At 71.7% G+C, this 19,440-nt stretch carries 18 protein-coding genes; 2 read left to right on the top strand and 16 right to left on the bottom strand.

The window, feature by feature from the left end; translation table 11 throughout:
• Positions 1 to 106 precede the first annotated feature (106 nt).
• The 13 genes from nusB to ABZY44_RS33545 all read right to left on the bottom strand — a co-directional run bounded on the left by nusB (position 107) and on the right by ABZY44_RS33545 (position 13,061).
• Positions 107 to 544, bottom strand: coding sequence for a transcription antitermination factor NusB (gene nusB, locus ABZY44_RS33605; protein ID WP_267758722.1), 438 nt, complete (start codon positions 542 to 544; stop codon positions 107 to 109).
• 2 nt (positions 545 to 546) lie between these two features.
• Positions 547 to 1,113 (bottom strand): elongation factor P, encoded by a 567-nt coding sequence (gene efp / locus ABZY44_RS33600; protein WP_356660578.1) that lies wholly within the window; start codon positions 1,111 to 1,113, stop codon positions 547 to 549.
• Positions 1,114 to 1,172: 59 nt separating this feature from the next.
• Positions 1,173 to 2,282, bottom strand: coding sequence for an aminopeptidase P family protein (locus tag ABZY44_RS33595; protein ID WP_356660576.1), 1,110 nt, complete (start codon positions 2,280 to 2,282; stop codon positions 1,173 to 1,175).
• Between the two features lie 140 nt (positions 2,283 to 2,422).
• Entirely contained in the window at positions 2,423 to 3,196 is a 774-nt protein-coding gene (locus ABZY44_RS33590; protein ID WP_356660575.1) for an AAA family ATPase, read from the bottom strand.
• A gap of 95 nt (positions 3,197 to 3,291) precedes the next feature.
• Positions 3,292 to 4,383: a 3-dehydroquinate synthase gene (aroB, locus tag ABZY44_RS33585; RefSeq protein ID WP_356660573.1), complete on the bottom strand. Its 1,092-nt coding sequence runs from the start codon at positions 4,381 to 4,383 to the stop codon at positions 3,292 to 3,294.
• Positions 4,380 to 4,862 (bottom strand): shikimate kinase, encoded by a 483-nt coding sequence (locus ABZY44_RS33580; RefSeq protein WP_356660580.1) that lies wholly within the window; start codon positions 4,860 to 4,862, stop codon positions 4,380 to 4,382. Before ABZY44_RS33580 ends, aroB begins: the two co-directional genes overlap by 4 nt.
• Before the next feature lie 44 nt (positions 4,863 to 4,906).
• The gene (aroC, locus tag ABZY44_RS33575; protein ID WP_356660571.1) at positions 4,907 to 6,091 is read right to left on the bottom strand and encodes a chorismate synthase; all 1,185 of its coding nucleotides are present in this window, start codon (positions 6,089 to 6,091) and stop codon (positions 4,907 to 4,909) included.
• A 182-nt stretch (positions 6,092 to 6,273) separates the two neighbouring features.
• On the bottom strand, positions 6,274 to 7,101 hold the full coding sequence (locus tag ABZY44_RS33570) for a shikimate dehydrogenase (protein WP_356660569.1): 828 nt from the start codon (positions 7,099 to 7,101) through the stop codon (positions 6,274 to 6,276).
• 6 nt (positions 7,102 to 7,107) lie between these two features.
• On the bottom strand, positions 7,108 to 8,961 hold the full coding sequence (gene mltG / locus ABZY44_RS33565; protein WP_356660567.1) for an endolytic transglycosylase MltG: 1,854 nt from the start codon (positions 8,959 to 8,961) through the stop codon (positions 7,108 to 7,110).
• Between the two features lie 125 nt (positions 8,962 to 9,086).
• Positions 9,087 to 9,557 (bottom strand): Holliday junction resolvase RuvX, encoded by a 471-nt coding sequence (gene ruvX, locus ABZY44_RS33560; protein ID WP_356660565.1) that lies wholly within the window; start codon positions 9,555 to 9,557, stop codon positions 9,087 to 9,089.
• The gene (alaS, locus tag ABZY44_RS33555; RefSeq protein ID WP_356660563.1) at positions 9,557 to 12,241 is read right to left on the bottom strand and encodes an alanine--tRNA ligase; all 2,685 of its coding nucleotides are present in this window, start codon (positions 12,239 to 12,241) and stop codon (positions 9,557 to 9,559) included. The genes ruvX and alaS overlap by 1 nt, the downstream gene beginning before the upstream one ends.
• Entirely contained in the window at positions 12,241 to 12,612 is a 372-nt protein-coding gene (locus tag ABZY44_RS33550) for a DUF6167 family protein (RefSeq protein WP_356660561.1), read from the bottom strand. The genes alaS and ABZY44_RS33550 overlap by 1 nt, the downstream gene beginning before the upstream one ends.
• 8 nt (positions 12,613 to 12,620) lie before the next feature.
• Positions 12,621 to 13,061, bottom strand: coding sequence for a DUF948 domain-containing protein (locus tag ABZY44_RS33545; protein WP_356660559.1), 441 nt, complete (start codon positions 13,059 to 13,061; stop codon positions 12,621 to 12,623).
• A 158-nt stretch (positions 13,062 to 13,219) separates the two neighbouring features.
• On the opposite strand from ABZY44_RS33545, the gene ABZY44_RS33540 reads away from it, so the two are divergent.
• Positions 13,220 to 15,601, top strand: a complete 2,382-nt coding sequence (locus ABZY44_RS33540) for an AAA family ATPase (RefSeq protein ID WP_356660557.1) — start codon at positions 13,220 to 13,222, stop codon at positions 15,599 to 15,601.
• A gap of 28 nt (positions 15,602 to 15,629) precedes the next feature.
• Here the strand turns inward: ABZY44_RS33540 and rpsD are convergent, their stop codons facing one another.
• Positions 15,630 to 16,241 carry a 30S ribosomal protein S4 gene (gene rpsD / locus ABZY44_RS33535; protein ID WP_008740451.1) on the bottom strand — a complete coding sequence of 204 codons (612 nt, stop codon included), beginning with the start codon at positions 16,239 to 16,241 and terminating at the stop codon, positions 15,630 to 15,632.
• 277 nt (positions 16,242 to 16,518) lie between these two features.
• Between rpsD and ABZY44_RS33530 the strand changes: the two genes are divergently transcribed.
• Positions 16,519 to 17,232 carry a DUF2470 domain-containing protein gene (locus ABZY44_RS33530; protein ID WP_356660555.1) on the top strand — a complete coding sequence of 238 codons (714 nt, stop codon included), beginning with the start codon at positions 16,519 to 16,521 and terminating at the stop codon, positions 17,230 to 17,232.
• A 14-nt stretch (positions 17,233 to 17,246) separates the two neighbouring features.
• Here ABZY44_RS33530 and ABZY44_RS33525 read toward each other — a convergent pair whose 3' ends face one another.
• Both ABZY44_RS33525 and ABZY44_RS33520 read right to left on the bottom strand, forming a co-directional pair.
• Positions 17,247 to 18,599 (bottom strand): replication-associated recombination protein A, encoded by a 1,353-nt coding sequence (locus tag ABZY44_RS33525; RefSeq protein ID WP_356660553.1) that lies wholly within the window; start codon positions 18,597 to 18,599, stop codon positions 17,247 to 17,249.
• Between the two features lie 52 nt (positions 18,600 to 18,651).
• Positions 18,652 to 19,275: a vitamin K epoxide reductase family protein gene (locus ABZY44_RS33520; RefSeq protein WP_356660551.1), complete on the bottom strand. Its 624-nt coding sequence runs from the start codon at positions 19,273 to 19,275 to the stop codon at positions 18,652 to 18,654.
• Between the last annotated feature and the right edge of the window lie 165 nt (positions 19,276 to 19,440).

Genomic DNA, 19,440 nt, shown 5'->3' with positions numbered 1-19,440 from the left:
CCGGCCCGGCGGGGCGCCCGCAGGGGGGGCGCCCCCGGCACGCACGACGGTGGGCCCGCAGCGCCTCGAGCGCTGCGGGCCCTCCGTTCGTTCCCGTCCGGCCGGTTCAGCTCTCGCTGCGACGCAGCTTCGGCTTGAGGTCCTTGAAGCGGCCGAGCAGCCCGTTGACGAACGAGGGCGACTCGTCCGTGGAGAACTCCTTGGCCAGCTGGACGGCCTCGTCGATGGCCACGGCGTCCGGGGTACCGTCCACCCAGATCAGCTCGTAGGCACCGAGACGCACGATGTTGCGGTCCACGACCGGCATGCGGTCGAGGTCCCAGTCCACCGCGTAGGTGGCGATGAGATCGTCGATGCGGTCCACCTTGTCGGCGTACCCCTCGACGAGCTCCATGGTGAACTCGTTCACCGCGGGCTGGCGGTCGGTGTCCGAGCGCGAGTGGCGGACCCAGTCCGCGAGGACCTCGCGCACGGGTACCCCGCGCTGGTCGGCCTCGAAGAGGATCTGGAAAGCGCGCTTGCGCGCGTTGCTCCGGGCAGCCACGGTTAGCTGTTCACCCGGCCGAGGTAGTCGCTGGTGCGGGTGTCGACCTTGACCTTCTCGCCGGTGTTGACGAAGAGCGGGACCTGGATCTCGTGACCGGTCTCCAGCGTCGCCGGCTTGGTGCCGCCGGTGGAGCGGTCGCCCTGGACGCCGGGGTCGGTGTGCTGGATGACCAGCTCGACGGCGGCCGGGAGCTCGACGTAGAGCACCTCGCCCTCGTGGCGGGCCACGGAGGCGGTGAAGCCCTCGATCAGGAAGTTGGCGGCGTCGCCGACGGCCTTCTTGTCGACCATCAGCTGGTCGTAGGTCTCCATGTCCATGAAGACGAAGTACTCGCCGTCCATGTAGGAGAACTGCATGTCGCGGCGGTCGATGGTGGCCGTCTCGACCTTGGTGCCGGCGTTGAACGTCTTGTCGACGACCTTGCCGGACATGACGCTCTTCAGCTTGGTGCGCACGAAGGCCGGGCCCTTGCCGGGCTTGACGTGCTGGAACTCGACGACGGACCAGAGCTGGCCCCCGTCGAGCTTCAGCACCATGCCGTTCTTGAGGTCGTTCGTGGAAGCCACGGTTTGGGAATCTCCTGCACTGGAAGACCACGGGTGCGCGCACGGGCCGCCGGGGCGGACTAGAGCGCGAGCAGTTCCTTGGTCGTAATGGTGAGTAGCTCGGGACCGCCGTCCGCCTCGGGGCGTACGACGAGCGTGTCATCGATCCGGACACCTCCCCGGCCCGGGAGGTGAACCCCCGGTTCGACGGTGACCGGCACGCAAGCGTCCAGTTTACCCATGGCCGTAGGTGCAAGCTGCGGGTCCTCGTCGATTTCGAGGCCGACTCCGTGTCCGGTCGACGCGGCGAGGGCCTCGCCGTGACCTGCCGAGTCGAGCACGGAACGGGCCGCGTGATCCACGTCGCGGTACGCGGCCCCCGGCAGCAGGGCCTCGCGGCCGGCCCGCTGGGCGGCGAAGACCACGTCGTACAGCGCGATCTGCCAGTCGGCGGGGGTGGTGCCGATGACGAACGTGCGGCCGATCTCGCACCGGTAGCCCCGGTAGTTGGCGCCCAGGCACACCGAGAGGAAGTCGCCCTCCTCCACCCTGCGGTCGGAGGGCCGGTGCCGGGAGCGGCCGGAGTGCGGACCGGTGCCCACCGAGGTCGGGAAGGCCGGGCCGTCGGCCCCGTGGTCCACGAGGCGGCGCTCCAGCTCCAGGGCGAGGTGCCGCTCGGTGCGGCCCACCAGGATCGATTCGAGCAGCTCGCCGAGGGCCTGGTCGGCGATCTCGGCGGCGATCCGCAGGCAGGCGATCTCCTCCTCGTCCTTGACGAGGCGCTGCTGTTCGACGGCGGACCCGAGGTCGGCCAGGCGCAGTCCGGGCGCCACGGAGCTCAGTGCGCGGTGCCGGCCGACGGTGAGGTGGTGTTCCTCGACGGCGAGGGAATCGGCGCGTGCGGAGGCGGCCAGGTCGGCGGCCGCGACGGCGGGGTCCGCGCCGGGGACGTCCAGTACGGAGAGCCGAAGGTGCTCGTCGAGCCGTCCTTCGTCGGCCTCCCCGGAGGGCTGACCGGCGCAGAACAGCATGTCCTCGCCGCCCGGACCGACCAGCAGGACGGCGCCCAGCGGCGACGCCCCGGAGAGGTAGCGCACGTTCGCCGGACGCGTGATGAGTGCGGCGGCGTTCCCGGCGGCCGCACAGCGGTCGCGAAGCAGGCCTCGGCGGGCCGCGTACACGTCTGACATGTTCCGAGCCTACGAGCGCTCCGCGCATCCGGCCCGGTGAGAGCAGCCGTACGAGGTCGCGGGCGGGGCGGGGTCGGGTGGCGGCGTGCGGCCGGGGAACGGGGCGGCCCGGGTCCCGGCTCAGCGGGCCGGGCGCCGGCTCATTGGGCCGGAGCGGAGATGACGCGCGCCAGGGTCTCGTCCAGGGCGCGGGCGGTGCCCTCGATGTCCAGGTGGGAGTTGTCGATGATGGGCAGTCCCGAGCCGTACCAGCCCGCCATGCGGCCGTGGATCCGGGCGACTTCCTCGTCGGAGAGCCGCCGGTTGCCGGAGCGGGCGGCGTTGCGCTCCAGGACGATCTCCAGGCCGGGCAGCAGCACGACCGGCAGCAGCGCGGGCCCCACGTGGCGCTTCCAGCCGCCGAGGCCGACGACCGGGCGGTCGGGGAACACGGCGTCGTCGAGGATGCAGGAGATCCCGTTGGCCAGGAAGTTGCGGGCCGCGAAGCCGCAGGTGCGGCGGGCGAGGCGGTACTGGGCCTCTGAGTGGTCGTTCCAGCCGGCCTGCGGGTCGGCGAATCCGGAGCACACCCATTCCCGTACGTCGTCCAGGCTGACGTGTGCGGTGGGGACGGGGCGGGTGGCCGCCCAGTGGCGGGCCACGGTGGTCTTGCCCGCCCCCGCGGGCCCGATGAGCAGCACCGCGAGGGTGGCCCCGCCCGTGCCCGCGACGGCAGGCGGCAGCGGGATGTGCCCGGTGGACCCGTCCGGCACCCCGGGAGCTCCCGCGGCGGCCTCCGGGGCGGGTACCGGAGCCGACGCCTGTAGGGGCGACACCGGCCAGCCCTGCGCCGGGGGTATCGGCGGCTGCGGGGGCGCCGCCGGGTGATGACTCCCCGACGGCTCCCAGCTGCCGCCCCCCACTGCGTGCTGCATCCCTGCCAACCCCGTCCCGTTCCGCCACGACTGATGCGAGAACGTTATATGACCCCGGAGGTCCGTCGGGTCACGCGGTCACGCGGAGGCCCGGCTCAGGCCGTTACTTCACCGAACGCCGCCACGAGGACGGCCGGGTCCGGGCCCTCCAGGACGGTCGGCTTGGCCAGTCCGTCCAGGACGACGAAGCGCAGCAGGTCGCCGCGGGACTTCTTGTCGAGCTTCATGGTCTCCAGCAGCTTGGGCCACTGGTCGCCACGATAGGTCAGCGGAAGGCCCACCGAGGCGAGCACCTCCTTGTGCCGGTCCGCCGTCGCGTCGTCGAGGCGGCCCGCCAGCCGGCCGAGCTCGGCCGCGAAGACCAGGCCCACCGAGACGGCCGCTCCGTGGCGCCACTTGTAGCGCTCGTTCTTCTCGATGGCGTGCGCGAGGGTGTGCCCGTAGTTCAGGATCTCCCGCAGCCCCGACTCCTTGAGGTCGCCGGAGACCACGTCCGCCTTGACCTGGATGGAGCGGCAGATCAGCTCGGCGGTGTGCGGGCCGGCGGGGGTGCGGGCCGCCGCCGGGTCCGCCTCGATCAGGTCGAGGATCACCGGGTCGGAGATGAATCCCGCCTTGATGATCTCGGCGAGGCCGCTGACGTAATCGTTGACGGGCAGCGACTCCAGCGCCGCCAGGTCGCAGAGCACGCCGGCGGGCGGGTGGAAGGCGCCGACGAGGTTCTTGCCCTCGGCGGTGTTGATGCCGGTCTTGCCGCCGACGGCCGCGTCCACCATCGCGAGGATGGTGGTCGGCACGGCGATCCAGCGCACGCCGCGCAGCCAGGAGGCCGCGACGAAGCCCGCGAGGTCGGTGGTGGCTCCCCCGCCGACGCCGACGACGACATCGGTGCGGGTGAAGCCGGACTGCCCCAGGGCCTTCCAGCAGTACGCCGCCACCTCGATCGTCTTGGCCTCTTCGGCGTTCGGCACCTGGATGGCGACGGCCTCGTAGCCCTGGGCGGCGAGGTCGTCGCGCAGCGCCTCACCGGTCGAGGCGAGCGCCTCGGGGTGGATGACGGCGACCCGCTGGGCCTTGGTGCCGATCAGGGAGCCGAGCTCGCCGAGCAGCTGCCGGCCGACCAGCACGTCGTACGCGTCGTGCCCGGCACTCGCGCCGACCTGGATCCGCGTCACCTGGTCTGTCATGCGTTCTTCAACTCCAGAGCGTCGAGGACCGCTTGTGCGACCTCTTCGGGGGTGCGGTCGTCGGTGGCCACCACGACGCGCGCGACTTCGGTGTACAGGGGACGCCGGGCGTCCATCAGTTCGCGCCACTGGCGGCGCGGGTTGACGGCGAGCAGCGGGCGCGCGGCGCCGAGGCCCACGCGCCGGACGGCTTCCTCGACGTCCATCGAGAGGTAGGCGACGGGCAGCCCGGCCAGCAGCTCGCGCGTCCCCTCGTCGAGGACGGCGCCGCCGCCGAGGGCGAGCACCCCGTCGTGTCCGGCGACGGCGGCCGCGACGGCCTCCCGCTCCAGGGCACGGAAGTACGGTTCGCCGTCGTCCACGAAGATGTCGGAGATCGCCCGGCCCTGGGCCGCGACGATGTCGGCGTCGGTGTCCCGGTAGGAGACGCCGAGCCGCTGCGCGATCAGCTCGCCCACGGTGGACTTGCCGGACCCCATGGGACCGACGAGGACGACCAGGGGGCCGGTGTACGGGGCGGCGGTCACCGGATCTGCAGGTTGTCGAGGTACGAGCGGACGTTGCGGCGGGTCTCGGGGACGGAGTCGCCGCCGAACTTCTCCACGAGGGCGTCGGCCAGCACCAGGGCGACCATGGCCTCGGCGACGATGCCCGCGGCGGGCACCGCACAGACGTCGGAGCGCTGGTGATGGGCCACCGTCGCCTCCCCGGTCGCCACGTCCACGGTCGCGAGGGCCTTCGGCACGGTCGCGATGGGCTTCATGGCGGCCCGTACGCGCAGCAGCTCACCGGTGGTCAGACCGCCCTCCGTGCCGCCGGAGCGGCCGGAGGTGCGCTTGATGCCCTCGGGGGTGGAGACGATCTCGTCGTGCGCCTGCGAGCCCGGCACGCGGGCCAGGTCGAAGCCGTCGCCGACCTCCACGCCCTTGATGGCCTGGATGCCCATGAGCGCGGCCGCGAGGCGCGCGTCGAGGCGGCGGTCCCAGTGCACGTGCGAGCCGAGGCCGACGGGAACGCCGTAGGCGAGGACCTCGACGACGCCGCCCAGGGTGTCGCCGTCCTTGCGGGCCTGGTCGATCTCCGCGACCATCGCCTTCGACGCGTCGGCGTCGAGGCAGCGCACCGGGTCGGCGTCGAGCTTCTCGACGTCGGCGGGGGTCGGGTAGACGCCGTACGGGGCCTTGGCGGCGGCCAGTTCCACGACGTGGGAGACGATCTCGATGCCGGCGGCCTCCTTGAGGAAGGACCGGGCGACGGCGCCGAGGGCCACACGGGCGGCGGTCTCACGGGCGCTGGCGCGCTCCAGGATCGGCCGGGCCTCGTCGAAGCCGTACTTCTGCATGCCGGCGAGGTCCGCGTGGCCGGGACGGGGCCGGGTGAGCGGCGCGTTGCGGCCGGTCTCCTTCAGCTCCGAGGGGTCCACGGGGTCGGCCGACATGACCTTCTCCCACTTCGGCCACTCGGTGTTGCCCACCATCACGGCCACCGGGGAACCGAGGGACAGACCGTGGCGGACACCGCCGAGGAAGGTCACCTGGTCCTGCTCGAACTTCATCCGGGCGCCCCGGCCGTAGCCGAGCCGGCGGCGGGCCAGGTGGTCGGCCACCAGCGCCGTGGTGACCGGAACGCCGGCGGGAAGCCCCTCCAGCGTCGCCACCAGCGCCGGGCCGTGCGATTCCCCGGCGGTCAGCCAACGCAACCTGCTCAACGATGCTCCTCATGCTCGCGCCTGATCCAGCGACGGCGCGATCGGGCTGCGCGGCCCGGACCCGCCTTCACCCGATCCTCCCATGTCCGGGGCGCTGCGCCGCCCTCCGGTCCAGCTGTCGGACGGCGGCGCACCCGTCGGCACGGTGAGAACTCGATCTGGTGCTGTGCCCGGGAGCCCGCTCAGTGCCGGGCGAGCAGGGCCGCTTCACCGGCGGCCCGCATGGCCGCCAGGGGCGCGGCGGGACGGCCGGTCATCTGCTCGACCTGGAGGACCGCCTGATGGACCAGGAGGTCGAGGCCGCCGAGGAGCTTGCCGCCGCGCCCGGTCCAGGCGGCCGCGAGGGCGGTCGGCCACGGGTCGTAGAGGACGTCGAAGAGCGTGCCGGGCCCGGCGGGCACGGCGGCGGCCAGCTCGTCCGTGGCACCGGCCGGGGTGGTCGCGATGACCAGCGGCGCGGCCAGTGCCTCGGCCGCCCGCGACCAGTCGGCCGTGCGGACGTCGACGCCGAGCCGCTCGCCCCACTCGCGCATCTCGGCGGCCCGCGCGGCGGAACGTACGTACGCGGTCACCTCGCCGGAACAGATCCGTGCGAGCGCGGCGAGCGCCGAGGAGGCGGTGGCGCCCGCGCCGAGGACGGCGGCGGACTCCACCTTCCGCACGCCCCGCTCGTCCAGGGCGGAGAGCAGTCCCGGGATGTCGGTGTTGTCCCCGATCCGCCGGCCGTCCTCGGTGAGGACGACCGTGTTGACCGCCTCGACGGAGGCGGCCGTGTCGCTGATGCCGTCGAGCAGCGGGATGACCGCCCGTTTCAGCGGCATGGTCAGCGACAGCCCGGCCCACTCGGGGCCGAGGCCGGCGAGGAAGCCGGGGAGCGCGGCCTCGTCGATCTCGAAGCGGTCGTACGACCAGTCGTCGAGGCCGAGCTCCTGGTACGCGGCGCGGTGCAGCACCGGTGAGAGGGAGTGCTCGATGGGCGAACCCAGCACCGCGGCCCGTATCCGTGACATGTCCTGCTACCCGCCGTTCTTCTGCTTCTGCCGTTCCTGGAACTCGGCGACGAGCTTCAGGTGCTCGTCGTATGTCTTGGTGAAGGTCGTCTTGTCGCCGTCGACCGACACGAAGAACATCCAGCCGCCGTGGTCCGGGTTGAGCGTAGCGGTGAGGGCGTCCAGGCCGGGGTTGTTGATCGGACCGGGGGGCAGTCCCGCGACGTTGTGCGTGTTGTAGGGGTTGACGAAGGCCTTGGCTTCCTTGAGGTTGAAGTTGATCTCGCTCTGGTTCTTGACGTAGTTGTACGTCGAGTCGAACTCGATCTTCCGGTTCGTGACGTCGTTGGTCTTCTTGAGGCGGTTGTAGACCACCTCCGCCATCTTCCGGAAGTCGTCGTGGTTCTTGCCCTCGGCGTTGACGAGGCTGGCGACCGTGATCACCTGGAGCGGGTTCTCCAGGCCCAGCTCCTTGGCCTTGCCCTCGACCCCCAGCTCCGTGTACTTGTCGGTGGCGTTCTTGACCATCTGCTTGAGCAGGGACTCGGGGGTGCTGTCCTTGGTCAGGTCGTAGCGCATCGGGTACAGGAAGCCCTCGAGCGGGTCCATGATCTTCGGATCGTTGTTCGCCCACGCCGGCAGGCCGAGGTTCTTGGCCTCGCGCAGGGCGGTGTCCTTGGTGGTGCCCGCCGGTTTGCCGAGCTTGCGGTCGATCGCCTCGTAGACCGTGCTGTTGCGCATGCCCTCGGCGATGGTGAGCACGTGGAGCTTGGACGGGTCGGTCATGACCTCGACCACCGAGGCGGCCGACATCTTCTTCTTGAGGGGATAGACGCCGGGCTGGATCGACTTGCCCTTGGGGTTGGTGTTGGCCGCGTCCACGAAGGCCTGGGCGCTCGCGACCACGCCCGCCTCCTTGAGGATGCGGCCCATCTGGCCCAGGCCCGCGCCCTTGGGGATCTCCACGTCGACGGCCTCGTCGGTTCCGGATCCCGCGAAGTCCTCGGCCGCGCCGAACTTGGCCTTCAGGTAGGTGTAGCCGTAGTAGCCGCCACCGCCGACCACACCGACGATGACCACGGCAGCGATGAGGCAGGCCATGCCGCTGCGCTTCTTCGGCTTGCCGCCGGAACGGCCCGGGCGGCGCCCGTCGGGGCCGTCGTCGTCATCGTCGCCGTCGTCGTGGCCGCCGCCCAGGAACGAGTCCTCGGCTTCCTCCTCGGCCGCCGGCTCCTCGGTCTCCAGGTGCCGCCGGCCCGGGGGGCGCGGCGGCGGGAAGGCCTCGGAGGTGCCGTACAGGTCGGGTGCCTCGCCGGGGTATCCCCCCAGGGGCTGCTGCGCGTACGGGTCCGCGCCCGCGTAGGGGTCGGCGACCCCGGCCACGTCGAGGTACGGCTCCGGGGCCTGTGCCACGCCCGCACGTTCCTGACCGGAGTGGCCCTGACCGGAGTGGCCCTGCCCGGAGTGGACCTGCCCGGAGTACCCCTGACCGGGGTAGTCCTGACCGGGATGCGCTTCCACGTAGGGCTGCGCCTGGGCCTGGACCTGGTTCACCCCGGTGTCCCAGACCTGGCCGCCGCCGTACGTCTCCTGCTGCGCGTAGCCCTGCGGGACCTGCTGCGCGTACTGCTGCTGCGGGTCCTGCGGGTACTGCTGCGGGTACTGCTGGTGCTGGTCCTGCGCATACTCCTGGTACTGCGGGTGCTGCTGGTATTGCGGGTGCTGCTGGTCGTACTGCGGCTCCTGCGGATACTGCTGCTGGCCATCGACGTAAGGCGTCCGGCCCTGCTGGGCCTCGTGCCCGGACCATCCCCGGTCCCCGAACTGAGGGTCCTCGGGATGCCACGGTTCGGGACCAGGGCCCCGGCCATATTCAGTCATCGATCCCCTAGAGCCGCGAGACGAAGGCCGCGACGCCATCTGCCGCGACACCCGGTTCCGCCTCTTCTGGTGGGCGACGGCTGTTCGAATGCCGTCACATCGCGCGGAACGTTACCGCATCGCGATCAGACAACCACTTCGACGCACTCGCCAGGAGGATTACCTGATACCCGTTCGGTCTCCAAAGCGTTCTGCAGGATGATCACGGCTGCGGCCTGGTCGATGACCGACCGGCCCTTCTTCGCGTTGCGTCCCGCGGCCCGCAGGCCCTGGGCCGCGGTGACCGTCGTCATCCGCTCGTCCACCAGACGCACCGTCACGGGTTTGATCCCCTTGGCGAGTTCCGTGGCGAAGGCGCGGCACTTGGCCGCGGCCGGCCCCTCGCGTCCGCTGAGCGAACGCGGCAGGCCGACCACCACCTCGATGGGCTCGTATTCCGCGACGAGCTGCCGCAGCCGCCGGTGGGCGAAGGGGATGTCCCGGCCCGGGACGGTCTCCACCGGTGTGGCCAGCACCCCGTCGGGGTCGCACGAGGCGACCCCGATCCGGGCGTCCCCGACATCGATGGCGAGCCGGCGGCCGCGGCGCAGCGTCATCAGGCGGTCTCGCCCACGAGGCGTTCGACGGCCGTGATGGCTTCGCCGATGGCGGCCGGGTTCTGGCCGCCGCCCTGAGCGACGTCGGGCTTGCCGCCGCCGCCTCCGCCGAGGGTCTTGGCGGCGGCACGGACCAGGTCGCCGGCCTTGAGGCCGCGCTCGCGGGCGGCCTCGTTGGTGGCGATGACGCTCAGCGGGCGGCCGGCCGCCACGGTGAACAGGGCCACGACGACCGGGCGGTCGCCCTGCCCCGCCACCTGACCGAGCCGGCCGCGGACGTCGAGGACCAGCTTGCGCAGGTCGTCGGCGCCGGTGCCGTCCGGCACCTGGCCGGTGACGACCGCGACGCCCCGTACGTCCTGGGCGCCGGAAGCGAGACCGGCGGCGGCCTGGAGGACCTTCTCCGCGCGGAACTTCTCGATCTCCTTCTCGGCGTCCTTCAGCTTGCCGAGCATGGAGGCGATCTTCTCCGGGAGCTCCTCCGGCCGGCCCTTGACCAGCTCCTGGAGCTGGGCGACGACCGTGTGCTCCTTGGCGAGGAAGTTGTACGCGTCCACACCGACGAGGGCTTCGACGCGGCGCACGCCCGAGCCGATGGAGGACTCGCCGAGCAGCTTCACCAGACCCAGCTGGGCGGTGTTGCCGACGTGGGTGCCGCCGCACAGCTCCTTGGAGAAGTCGCCGATGGTGACGACGCGCACGCGCTCGCCGTACTTCTCGCCGAACTCGGCGATGGCGCCCTGCTTCTTCGCCTCGTCGATGCTCATGATCTCGGCGGTCACGTCGAGCTCGCGGGAGAGCACGTCGTTGATCTTCTGCTCGACGTCGGTGAGGACCGTGCCGGGCACGGCGTTCGGCGAACCGAAGTCGAAGCGGAACCGGCCGGGCGAGTTCTCGGAACCGGCCTGGGCGGCGGTCGGGCCGAGGGCGTCGCGCAGCGCCTGGTGCGTCAGGTGCGTGGCCGAGTGGGCGCGGGCGATGGCCCGGCGGCGGTTGATGTCGATGGCGGCGTAGGCGGACGCGCCGACCGTGACCTCGCCGACCTGGACGGAACCCTTGTGCACGGACACGCCCGGGACCGGCTGCTGCACGTCGCGGATCTCGATGACGGCGCCGGAGTCGAGCTTGATCCGGCCCTGGTCGGCGAGCTGGCCGCCGCCCTCGGCGTAGAAGGGCGTGCGGTCCAGGACGACCTCGACCTCGTCGCCCTCGGAGGCGGCGGGCGAGGAGACGCCGTTGACCAGGAGGCCGACGATGGTGGACTCGCCCTGGGTGGTGGCGTAGCCGGTGAACTCGGTGCCGCCGGAGCCGTCGGCGATCTCCCGGTAGGCGGACATGTCCGCGTGGCCGGTCTTCTTGGCCTTGGCGTCGGCCTTGGCCTGGTCCCGCTGCTGCTGCATCAGGCGGCGGAAGCCGTCCTGGTCCACGGAGAGGCCCTGTTCGGCGGCCATCTCCAGGGTGAGGTCGATCGGGAAGCCCCAGGTGTCGTGGAGCAGGAACGCCTTGTCGCCGGCCAGGACCGTGCCGCCGGTGGCCTTGGTCTCGGTGATGGCGGTGTCGAGGATGTTCGTGCCGCCGCGCAGGGCCTTCACGAAGGCGGCCTCTTCGGCGAGCGCGACGGTCTCGATGCGCTTGCGGTCGGTGACGAGCTCCGGGTACTGCTGACCCATCGTGTCGATCACGACGTCGACGAGCTCCTGGACGACCGGACCGGTGGCGCCCATGAGGCGCATGTTGCGGATGGCGCGGCGCATGATGCGGCGCAGCACGTAGCCGCGGCCCTCGTTGCCGGGGGTCACCCCGTCGCCGATGAGCATGGTGGAGGTGCGGATGTGGTCGGCGACGACGCGCAGCGAGACGTCCGTGCCCTGCTCGGCGCCGTACCGCACGCCCGTCAGCTCGGTGGCCTTGTCCATGACCACGCGCAGGGTGTCGGTCTCGTACATGTTCTGCACGCCCTGCAGGATCATGGCGAGGCGCTCGAGGCCGAGACCGGTGTCGATGTTCTTCGACGGCAGGTCGCCGAGGATCGGGAAGTCTTCCTTCCCGTCGCCGGCGCCGCGCTCGTACTGCATGAAGACCAGGTTCCAGATCTCCACGTAGCGCTCGTCGTTGACGGCGGGGCCGCCCTCGACACCGAACTCCGGGCCGCGGTCGTAGTTGATCTCGGAGCAAGGGCCGCACGGACCCGGAACACCCATGGACCAGAAGTTGTCCTTCTTGCCCAGGCGCTGGATGCGCTCGGCCGGGACGCCGATCTTGTCGCGCCAGATGGCCTCGGCCTCGTCGTCGTCGAGGTAGACCGTGATCCAGAGCTTCTCCGGGTCCAGGGCGAAGCCGCCGTCGGCCAGGGAGCCGGTCAGCAGCTCCCAGGCGTACTTGATGGCGCCTTCCTTGAAGTAGTCGCCGAAGGAGAAGTTGCCGCACATCTGGAAGAACGTGCCGTGGCGGGTGGTCTTGCCGACCTCTTCGATGTCCGGGGTGCGGACGCACTTCTGCACGCTGGTGAGCGTCGGCGCCGGCGGCTTGACCTCGCCGAGGAAGTACGGCTTGAACGGGACCATGCCCGCGGGCACCAGCAGCAGAGTCGGGTCGTCCGCGATGAGCGACGCCGAAGGGACAACGGTGTGACCGCGCTCCTCGAAGAAGCTCAGCCAGCGGCGGCGGATTTCAGCCGACTCCATCAGTGGTCCTCATTCCGGTTGTACGAACCCTTCGAGCGGTTCTCGTGGTTCGAGCGATAGGTGTTCTGGTCTGGTCTGCCGGGCTCGACGGCCATGCGCCGCCGCGGTCCGGGAAGGGCCGTGACGTTGTCGGGCCGCTCGGGATCCTGGTGGAGTCCCAGTGCGTCGTTCAGCTCGTCCTCGCGCTGCGACATTCCCGCCCTGACGTCGAGGGCGAAGTCCTTGAGGCGGTGGCCCGCCTCGAGCGCCTTGTCGGCGGCCTGGGCGGCGAGGCTCTCCGGGGTCAGCTTCTTGAGCTGCCGGTTGACCTTGGTGGTGGCCCACACGCCGGCGGCTGCGCCGGCGGTGAACCAGAAGGCTCGGCGGAACATCGGAGGTCTCAGCCCTTCTGCTTGCGGCGCCGGGGCGACGGCACCGTGCGGCCGACGATCACGGTTCGCCGGGAGGTCCTTCGGGGCCCGTCCCCGGGTGCCCCGCCGCCCTTGCCCAGCGCCTTGCGCACGCCGTAGCCGAAGGCCGCGATCTTGACGAGCGGGCCGCCGAAGGTGGACGCCACGGTCGAGGACAGCGCGGAGGCGTTGGAGGTGACTTCCTGGACGTCGCTCGCGATGGCGTCGACCCGGTCCAGCTGGGTGCGCGCGGAGCGGACGGTCGTGGAGGCGTCCGCGAGGAGCGGTACGGCCTGCTCGGTCACGTCGGCGACCAGCTTGGTGGTCGCCTTGAGCACCTGGGCCAGCCTCACCAGCACCACGGCCAGGAAGGAGACCAGGATGGCCCAGAAGACGGCCACGAGGATCCCGGCCACCTCTCCACCGGACACGGCACACCGCTCTCTACTACGTTGATCACCAGGCGAAAAAGTTGTCCTCCGACCCTATCGCGCCGGAGATCCGCCGTAGTACCGGAAATCCGGTGCCCTCCCCCGGGACCGGGCCCGTCTTGTACGCAAAGCGTCCGGACCAGTACCCTCCGTATCCCATGCGACACAGACCCGTGGGACACAGGACGCCGGGCAATCTTCCCTCGGACCTGAGCGGTTTCGTCGGACGGGGTCGCGAACTCGCCGAGGTCGAGCGGCTCCTGGAGTCCTCGCGGCTGGTCACGGTGACCGGTGCGGGCGGTGTCGGAAAGACCCGGCTGGTCCTGGCGGCGGCCCGGGCGGCCCTGGACGCGGCGGCGCCGGCGTCGTCGGACCCGACCGGATCCGCCGGCCAGGCCGCTCCGGCAGACCCCGCGCGGGACCGCTACCGCGACGGCGCATGGCTGGCCGAGCTGGCGACCGTACGGGATCCGGCACTGCTGGAGCTGGCGCTCGCCGAGGCACTGGGGCTGACCGACCACACCACGCGCCCGCTCCGGACGGTGCTTGCCGAACACCTGGCCGAGCGGCGGCTGCTGCTGGTCCTGGACGGCTTCGAGCAGCTGGTCGACGAGACCGCCGCGCTGGTACGGGACCTGCTGCGGAGCTGTCCCGGCCTGCGGGTGCTCGCGGCCGGCCGGCGCCCGCTGACCCTCGACGGGGAGCTGTCCTGGCCGCTGGCTCCGCTGGGCCCCGAGGAGGCCCTGGCCCTGCTGACGGAGCGCGCGGTGGCGGCGGACCCGGCGTTCGCGCCGACGGAGGCCACCCGGCCGGTGCTGGCTGAGGTGTGCGCCCGGCTCGACGGGCTGCCGCTGGCGCTGGAACTGGCGGCGGGCCGGCTGCGCACGCTGTCCCCGGCCCAGGTGCTGTCCCGGCTGGAGGACCGCTTCGCCCTGCTGACGGGAGGCTCGCGCGGTGCGCTGCCCCGGCACCGGGCGCTGCGTACGGCGATCGGCTGGAGCCACGAGCTGTGCACCACCGCGGAGCGGCTGCTGTGGGCGCGGCTGTCGGTGTTCGCGGGTCAGTTCGACCTGGACGCCGCCGAATACGTGTGCGCGGGCCCGGACCTGCCGGCGGACTCGGTGCTGGACCTGGTCGGGGAGCTGCTGGGGCAGTCCCTGCTCGTCCGGGAGGAGACGGCCGCCGGGGTGCGCTACCGGATGCTGGAGACCGTACGGATCTACGGCGCGGGCTGGCTGGAGTCGCTGGGCGACGCGCGGCGGCTGCGGCGCAGGCACCGGGACTGGTACATGGGCCTGGCGACCTGGTGCGAGCTGGACTGGTTCAGTCCGCGCCAGCAGGAGGTGGCCTCGCTGGTGGAGGCGGAGCTGCCCAACCTGCGGCTCGCGCTGGAGTGCTGCCTGGACGAGCCGGGGGAGATCCACCTCGGCCAGTACCTGGCGGGCACCCTCTGGTTCTACTGGGCGGGCTGCGGCCGGCTGGCCGAGGGCCGGCACTGGCTGGACCGGACGCTGGAGTGCGGCCCCGGGCAGGAACTCGGCCTGGGGCTCGACCTGGGGCTCGGGCCCGGCCTCGCCCTCGGCCTCGCCGACGCGTGGGGCCCGGGGCTCGGGCCCGAGCCCGAGCCGGAGCCGGGGGGCGAACCGGAAGCGGAGTACGAGGGCTCGCGGCTGAAGGCGCTGTGGGTGCTCGGGTACGTCGCGGCCCTCCAGGGCGATGCGGTGGCCTCGATGAGCGCGCTGTACGAGTGCCGGGACGGGGCCGCGCAGAGCGGGAACCCGGTGGCGGCGGCGTACGCGGTGCACCGGATGGGCTGCCTGGCCCTGATCTCGGACGACATGCCCCGGGCCCGGGAGCTGCTGGGCGGCGCGCTGGAGCGCTACCGGGAGGCCGGCGAGCTCAACAGCAACGTCCTGATGTGCCAGGTGGAGCTGGCGATGACGCTGGCCTTCCAGGGGGAGCTGGCGGGGGCGCTCGCGCTGTGCGAGGAGGTCCGGGACATCTGCGAGGAGCGCGGGGAGCGCTGGACGAAGGCGTACGCCCTGTACGTGCTGGCCTACGCGGCCCTGGACGCGGGAGCCCCGGCCGAGGCGCGGGGGCTGCTGGTGGAGTGCGTGTCCATCAACCACGCGTTCCGCGATCTGGTGGGGCTGGTGCTGGCGGTCGAGCTGCTGGCGCTGGTGACGCTCGCCGAGGGCCATCCGGCGGAGGCCGCCGTGCTCCAGGGCGCGGCGGAGCCGGTGTGGGACGGGGTGGGGATGCAGCTGTTCGGCTCGGCGTACTTCAACGCCCCGCGGCTGATGTGCGAGGAGCGGGCGGGCGAGATGCTGGGCGCGGAGCGGTATGCGGCCTGCGCCCGGCACGGGCGGGCCCTGACGGTGGACGCGCTGGTGGAGCGGGCCCTGCGCGGGCCCGATCCGGCCCCCGAGCCGAAGGGGCCGCTGCCGAGGCCGCGCGCCGCGGCCGACCGGCCGGTGGTCCGGCCGGGGGCGAAAAGCAGGAAGCCCGCCGGCTCCCCCAAGGGGGAGCCGGCGGGCTGACCAGCCTGTGAGGGCTACGGCCGCTGGATCAGCGGGCGTAGTACTCGACGACGAGCTGCTCGTCGCAGATGACCGGGATTTCCTTGCGGTTCGGGTCGCGGTCCAGGCGGAAGGCCAGGGCCTTCAGGTTGACCTGCAGGTAACGGGGGGTCTCGCCCTCGCCTGCGTAGCCACCCTCACGGGCAACCTGGAACGGAACCTTCTCGCGGCTGCGCTCGCGCACCGTGATGACGTCGTCCGGACGGACGCGGAACGACGGCTTGTCGACCTTGTCGCCGTTGACCTCGATGTGGCCGTGAACGACCATCTGGCGGGCCTGGTAGATGGTGCGGGCGATGCCCGAACGCAGAACCAGGGCGTCGAGGCGACGCTCGAGCTCGACGACCAGCGCCTCGCCCGTCTTGCCTTCGGCCTTCTTGGCGCGGTCGTACGCGCGGGCCATCTGACGCTCAGAGATGTCGTACTGAGCGCGCAGACGCTGCTTCTCCAGCAGACGAACCTTGTAGTCCGAGTTCTGCTTGCGGCCACGGCCGTGCTCGCCCGGCGGGTAGGGGCGGGCCTCGAAGTACTTGACGGCCTTCGGGGTCAGCGCAATGCCGAGGGCACGCGACTTCTTGACCTTGGGTCGCTTCTGGTTCACGTGGAACCTACCTCCATGTAAGTTAGGTGAGGCTTACCTTAGCGAGGAGGACGTAATGTCTCGACCACATGGGATCCCCCTGCCCAGTGCGCATCGAAGTTCAGATCCAAACGAAACAGGATCTGCTTTCGACGACGGTAGGCAAGGTCAGCCGCGTCCCAGGGAAGGCGTTCGGCAGCTCACCGGAGCCGAACGCGTACGAACCCTCGTAGAGTCCAACGCCTCAGTATCCCTCACGCTCCCGGGTGCTTTTGACCTGGGGGAGTTCGGAACAGCGATGCCGGCCGCGAGGACCGTCACCCCGGACGGGGACGTGATTCTCCTGGTATCAGGGGAATCCGCGGCTGCCAGAGCAGCCGCTCACGCCCAGGACGACGACCTCACCGCCGTGATCGAGATCACGGATGTGGCGCCGGTGTCCGTGCCCCATCGTATCCGAGGCCGCGCGTGGCTCGCCGGGTGGCTCACTCCGGTGCGCGGGGACGCCGACCGGGCGGCCTGCGCGGCGCTCCTGGCCGCGCGGCACCCGGTCGGCGAGCTCCTCGGAATGTGCGAGTCGCTCGGGTCCCCGTACGCCGGCCGGCCCGCGTGGATGCTGCTGCGCCTGGAGGTCGGGGAGATCTCCGTCGACGACCTGTGGGGCGCCGAGCACGTGGATCCGGAGCTGCTGGGCACGGCCGAACCGGACCCGCTGGTCGCGCACGAGACGGAGCTCCTCCAGCACCTGGCCTCCTCGCACGGTGACCGGATGGGCGATCTGTGCGGGCTGCTCGGCGCCCGGGACACCGCCGGCCTGACGGCGGTCCCCCTCGCGCTGGACCGCCTCGGCCTGCGCGTCCGCTTCACGCGCGGGAACAGCGTCTTCGACGCGCGCTTCGACTTCCCCGAGCCGGTGGACGACGTCTGCGGCCTGCGCCGGGCGATGCGCACCCTGTTCCCGGCCCCCGGGCGCCGCGACCCGGTGGACTCTTCCGGCCACGGCACCGGCTAGGTCTGCGGGGCGGGTCAGGAGCCGCCGCGCAGCCTTTCGCGGACCTTTTCCACCACGTCCGCGTACCGCGCCTCCGCGCCGTAGCGCGTCGGTTCGTAGTACCGCTTGCCGTGGATCTCGTCCGGCGCGTACTGCTGGGCGGCGATCGCTCCGGGCACGTCGTGCGGGTACACGTACCCCACCGCGTGGCCCAGCTTCGCCGCGCCCTTGTAGTGCCCGTCCCGCAGGTGCGCCGGCACGGAGCCGGCCAGGCCCGCGCGGACGTCGGCGAGCGCCGCGCCGATCGCCGTCGTGGCGGTGTTCGACTTCGGGGCCAGGGCCAGGGCGATCGTCACGTGCGACAGGGTCAGCGAGGCCTCCGGGAAGCCGATCATCGCCACCGCCTGCGCCGCGGACACCGCGAGGGGCAGGGCCGTCGGGTCCGCGAGCCCGATGTCCTCGCTCGCCGAGATCATCAGCCTGCGGGCGATGAACCGGGGGTCCTCCCCCGCTTCGATCATCCGCGCCAGGTAGTGCAGCGCCGCGTCCACGTCCGAGCCCCGGATGGATTTGATCAGGGCGCTCGCCACGTCGTAGTGCTGGTCGCCGTCCCGGTCGTACTTGACCGCGGCCCGGTCGACCGCCTCCTCCACGGTCTGGAGGGTGATCTCCGGCTCGCCCTTGGCGATGGCCGAGCCCGCACCCGCCTCCAGCGCCGTCAGCGCGCGCCGCGCGTCACCGCCCGCGATCCGCAGCAGGTGCTCCTCCGCGTCCTGCGGCAGCGTCACGGCGCCGCCGAGGCCCCGCTCCTCGGTCAGGGCCCGCCGCATGAGCGCGCGCAGGTCCTCGTCCGTCAGCGGTTCCAGCGTCAGCAGCAGGGACCGCGAGAGCAGCGGGGAGATGATCGAGAAGTACGGGTTCTCCGTGGTCGCGGCGATCAGCGTCACCCAGCGGTTCTCCACGGCCGGCAGCAGCGAGTCCTGCTGCGCCTTGCTGAAGCGGTGGATCTCGTCGAGGAAGAGGACGGTGTCCTTGCCGTATCCGCCGGCCGCGCGCTTGGCGCCCTCGATGACGGCCCGTACTTCCTTCACGCCCGCCGTGATCGCGGACAGCTCCACGAAGCGCTTCTGGGTGGCCTGGCTCACCACGTAGGCCAGGGTCGTCTTGCCGATGCCGGGCGGGCCCCAGAGGATCACCGAGGACGCCCCGGCCGGGCCGCCCGCTCCCTCCCCGACGAGCCGGCGCAGGGGCGAGCCGGGCTTCAGCAGGTGCTGCTGGCCGACGACCTCGTCCAGGGTGCGCGGGCGCATCCGGACGGCGAGCGGAGAACTGGAGGGGTCCTTCGCCCGGCGTTCCTCGGCGGCGGCGGTGAAGAGGTCTGGTTCCACACCGGAAGCCTATGCGAGCCCACCGACAGACCGGCCCGTCCGCACGGCCGGCTCAGGAGGTCCAGAAGTCCCACCAGCGGGTCAGGATCAGCATGCCGATGATCCCGATGTGCAGGACGGGCAGCACCCAGGTGAACTCGTCGAAGAAGGCGCGCAGCCAGCCGGGGGCCGGCAGCAGCCGGTTGCGGACGTTGTGCGAGGTGACGTACCAGAACATGACGATGGTGGCGGCCCAGGCCAGGCAGCACCACAGGCACAGCGAGTTGATGTCGTACAGCGACTGGTACATCAGCCAGGTGCAGAATCCGACCCCGAAGAGCGTCCCGGCGTTCAGGGTGAGCCAGTACCAGCGCGGGAAGCGCGCCCCGGCGAGCAGGCTCACGCCGACGCAGACGACGATGCCGTAGGTGACCAGGCCCAGCATCGGGTTGGGGAAGCCGAAGACGGCCGCCTGGTCGCTCTTCATGATGTTGCCGCAGGACACGATCGGGTTGAGGCTGCAGCCCGGCGTGAAGTTCGGGTCCTCGAGCAGCTTGAACTTGTCGATCGTGATGATCCAGGCGGCGAGCAGTCCCGCGGCTCCCGTGATCACCAGCAGCAGGGCCAGCGCCCGGCTCCCGCCGACGGCCGTCCGCGGCGTGGCGGTGTCCGTGTCGGTCCCTACGCGTGTCGTCATCGCGCCCGCTCCACATCTGCAAGGTCATCAAGCACGGGCCATTGTGCCGTACGCCGCCCGCCGCCCCGCCGTCCGGTGTGCACAAGGGCGGGCGCACGGGGGGGGAGCGGCTGACGCGTTCGCGTCACGGGCTGCCGGTCCGCGGCCGTTCGCGTCACGGCAGCC

Source organism: Streptomyces sp. NPDC006544 (assembly GCF_040611715.1).
In the GTDB taxonomy this organism is placed as follows: Bacteria; Actinomycetota; Actinomycetes; order Streptomycetales; family Streptomycetaceae; genus Streptomyces.
Note: the sequence above shows the minus strand (reverse complement) of the source record. Positions and strands in the feature narration are given on the sequence as shown.

Bases quoted from the DNA above. Each gene is read 5' to 3' on its own strand.
- ABZY44_RS33520 (WP_356660551.1), bottom strand. From the start codon at position 19,275: ATGACGACACGCGTAGGGACCGACACGGACACCGCCACGCCGCGGACG.
- ABZY44_RS33540 (WP_356660557.1), top strand. From the start codon at position 13,220: ATGCGACACAGACCCGTGGGACACAGGACGCCGGGCAATCTTCCCTCG.
- ABZY44_RS33550 (WP_356660561.1), bottom strand. From the start codon at position 12,612: ATGTTCCGCCGAGCCTTCTGGTTCACCGCCGGCGCAGCCGCCGGCGTG.
- ABZY44_RS33580 (WP_356660580.1), bottom strand. From the start codon at position 4,862: ATGGGGTCCGGCAAGTCCACCGTGGGCGAGCTGATCGCGCAGCGGCTC.
- aroB (WP_356660573.1), bottom strand. From the start codon at position 4,383: ATGACAGACCAGGTGACGCGGATCCAGGTCGGCGCGAGTGCCGGGCAC.
- ABZY44_RS33595 (WP_356660576.1), bottom strand. From the start codon at position 2,282: ATGTCAGACGTGTACGCGGCCCGCCGAGGCCTGCTTCGCGACCGCTGT.
- alaS (WP_356660563.1), bottom strand. From the start codon at position 12,241: ATGGAGTCGGCTGAAATCCGCCGCCGCTGGCTGAGCTTCTTCGAGGAG.
- mltG (WP_356660567.1), bottom strand. From the start codon at position 8,961: ATGACTGAATATGGCCGGGGCCCTGGTCCCGAACCGTGGCATCCCGAG.
- ruvX (WP_356660565.1), bottom strand. From the start codon at position 9,557: ATGACGCTGCGCCGCGGCCGCCGGCTCGCCATCGATGTCGGGGACGCC.
- ABZY44_RS33590 (WP_356660575.1), bottom strand. From the start codon at position 3,196: ATGCAGCACGCAGTGGGGGGCGGCAGCTGGGAGCCGTCGGGGAGTCAT.
- ABZY44_RS33570 (WP_356660569.1), bottom strand. From the start codon at position 7,101: ATGTCACGGATACGGGCCGCGGTGCTGGGTTCGCCCATCGAGCACTCC.
- ABZY44_RS33530 (WP_356660555.1), top strand. From the start codon at position 16,519: ATGCCGGCCGCGAGGACCGTCACCCCGGACGGGGACGTGATTCTCCTG.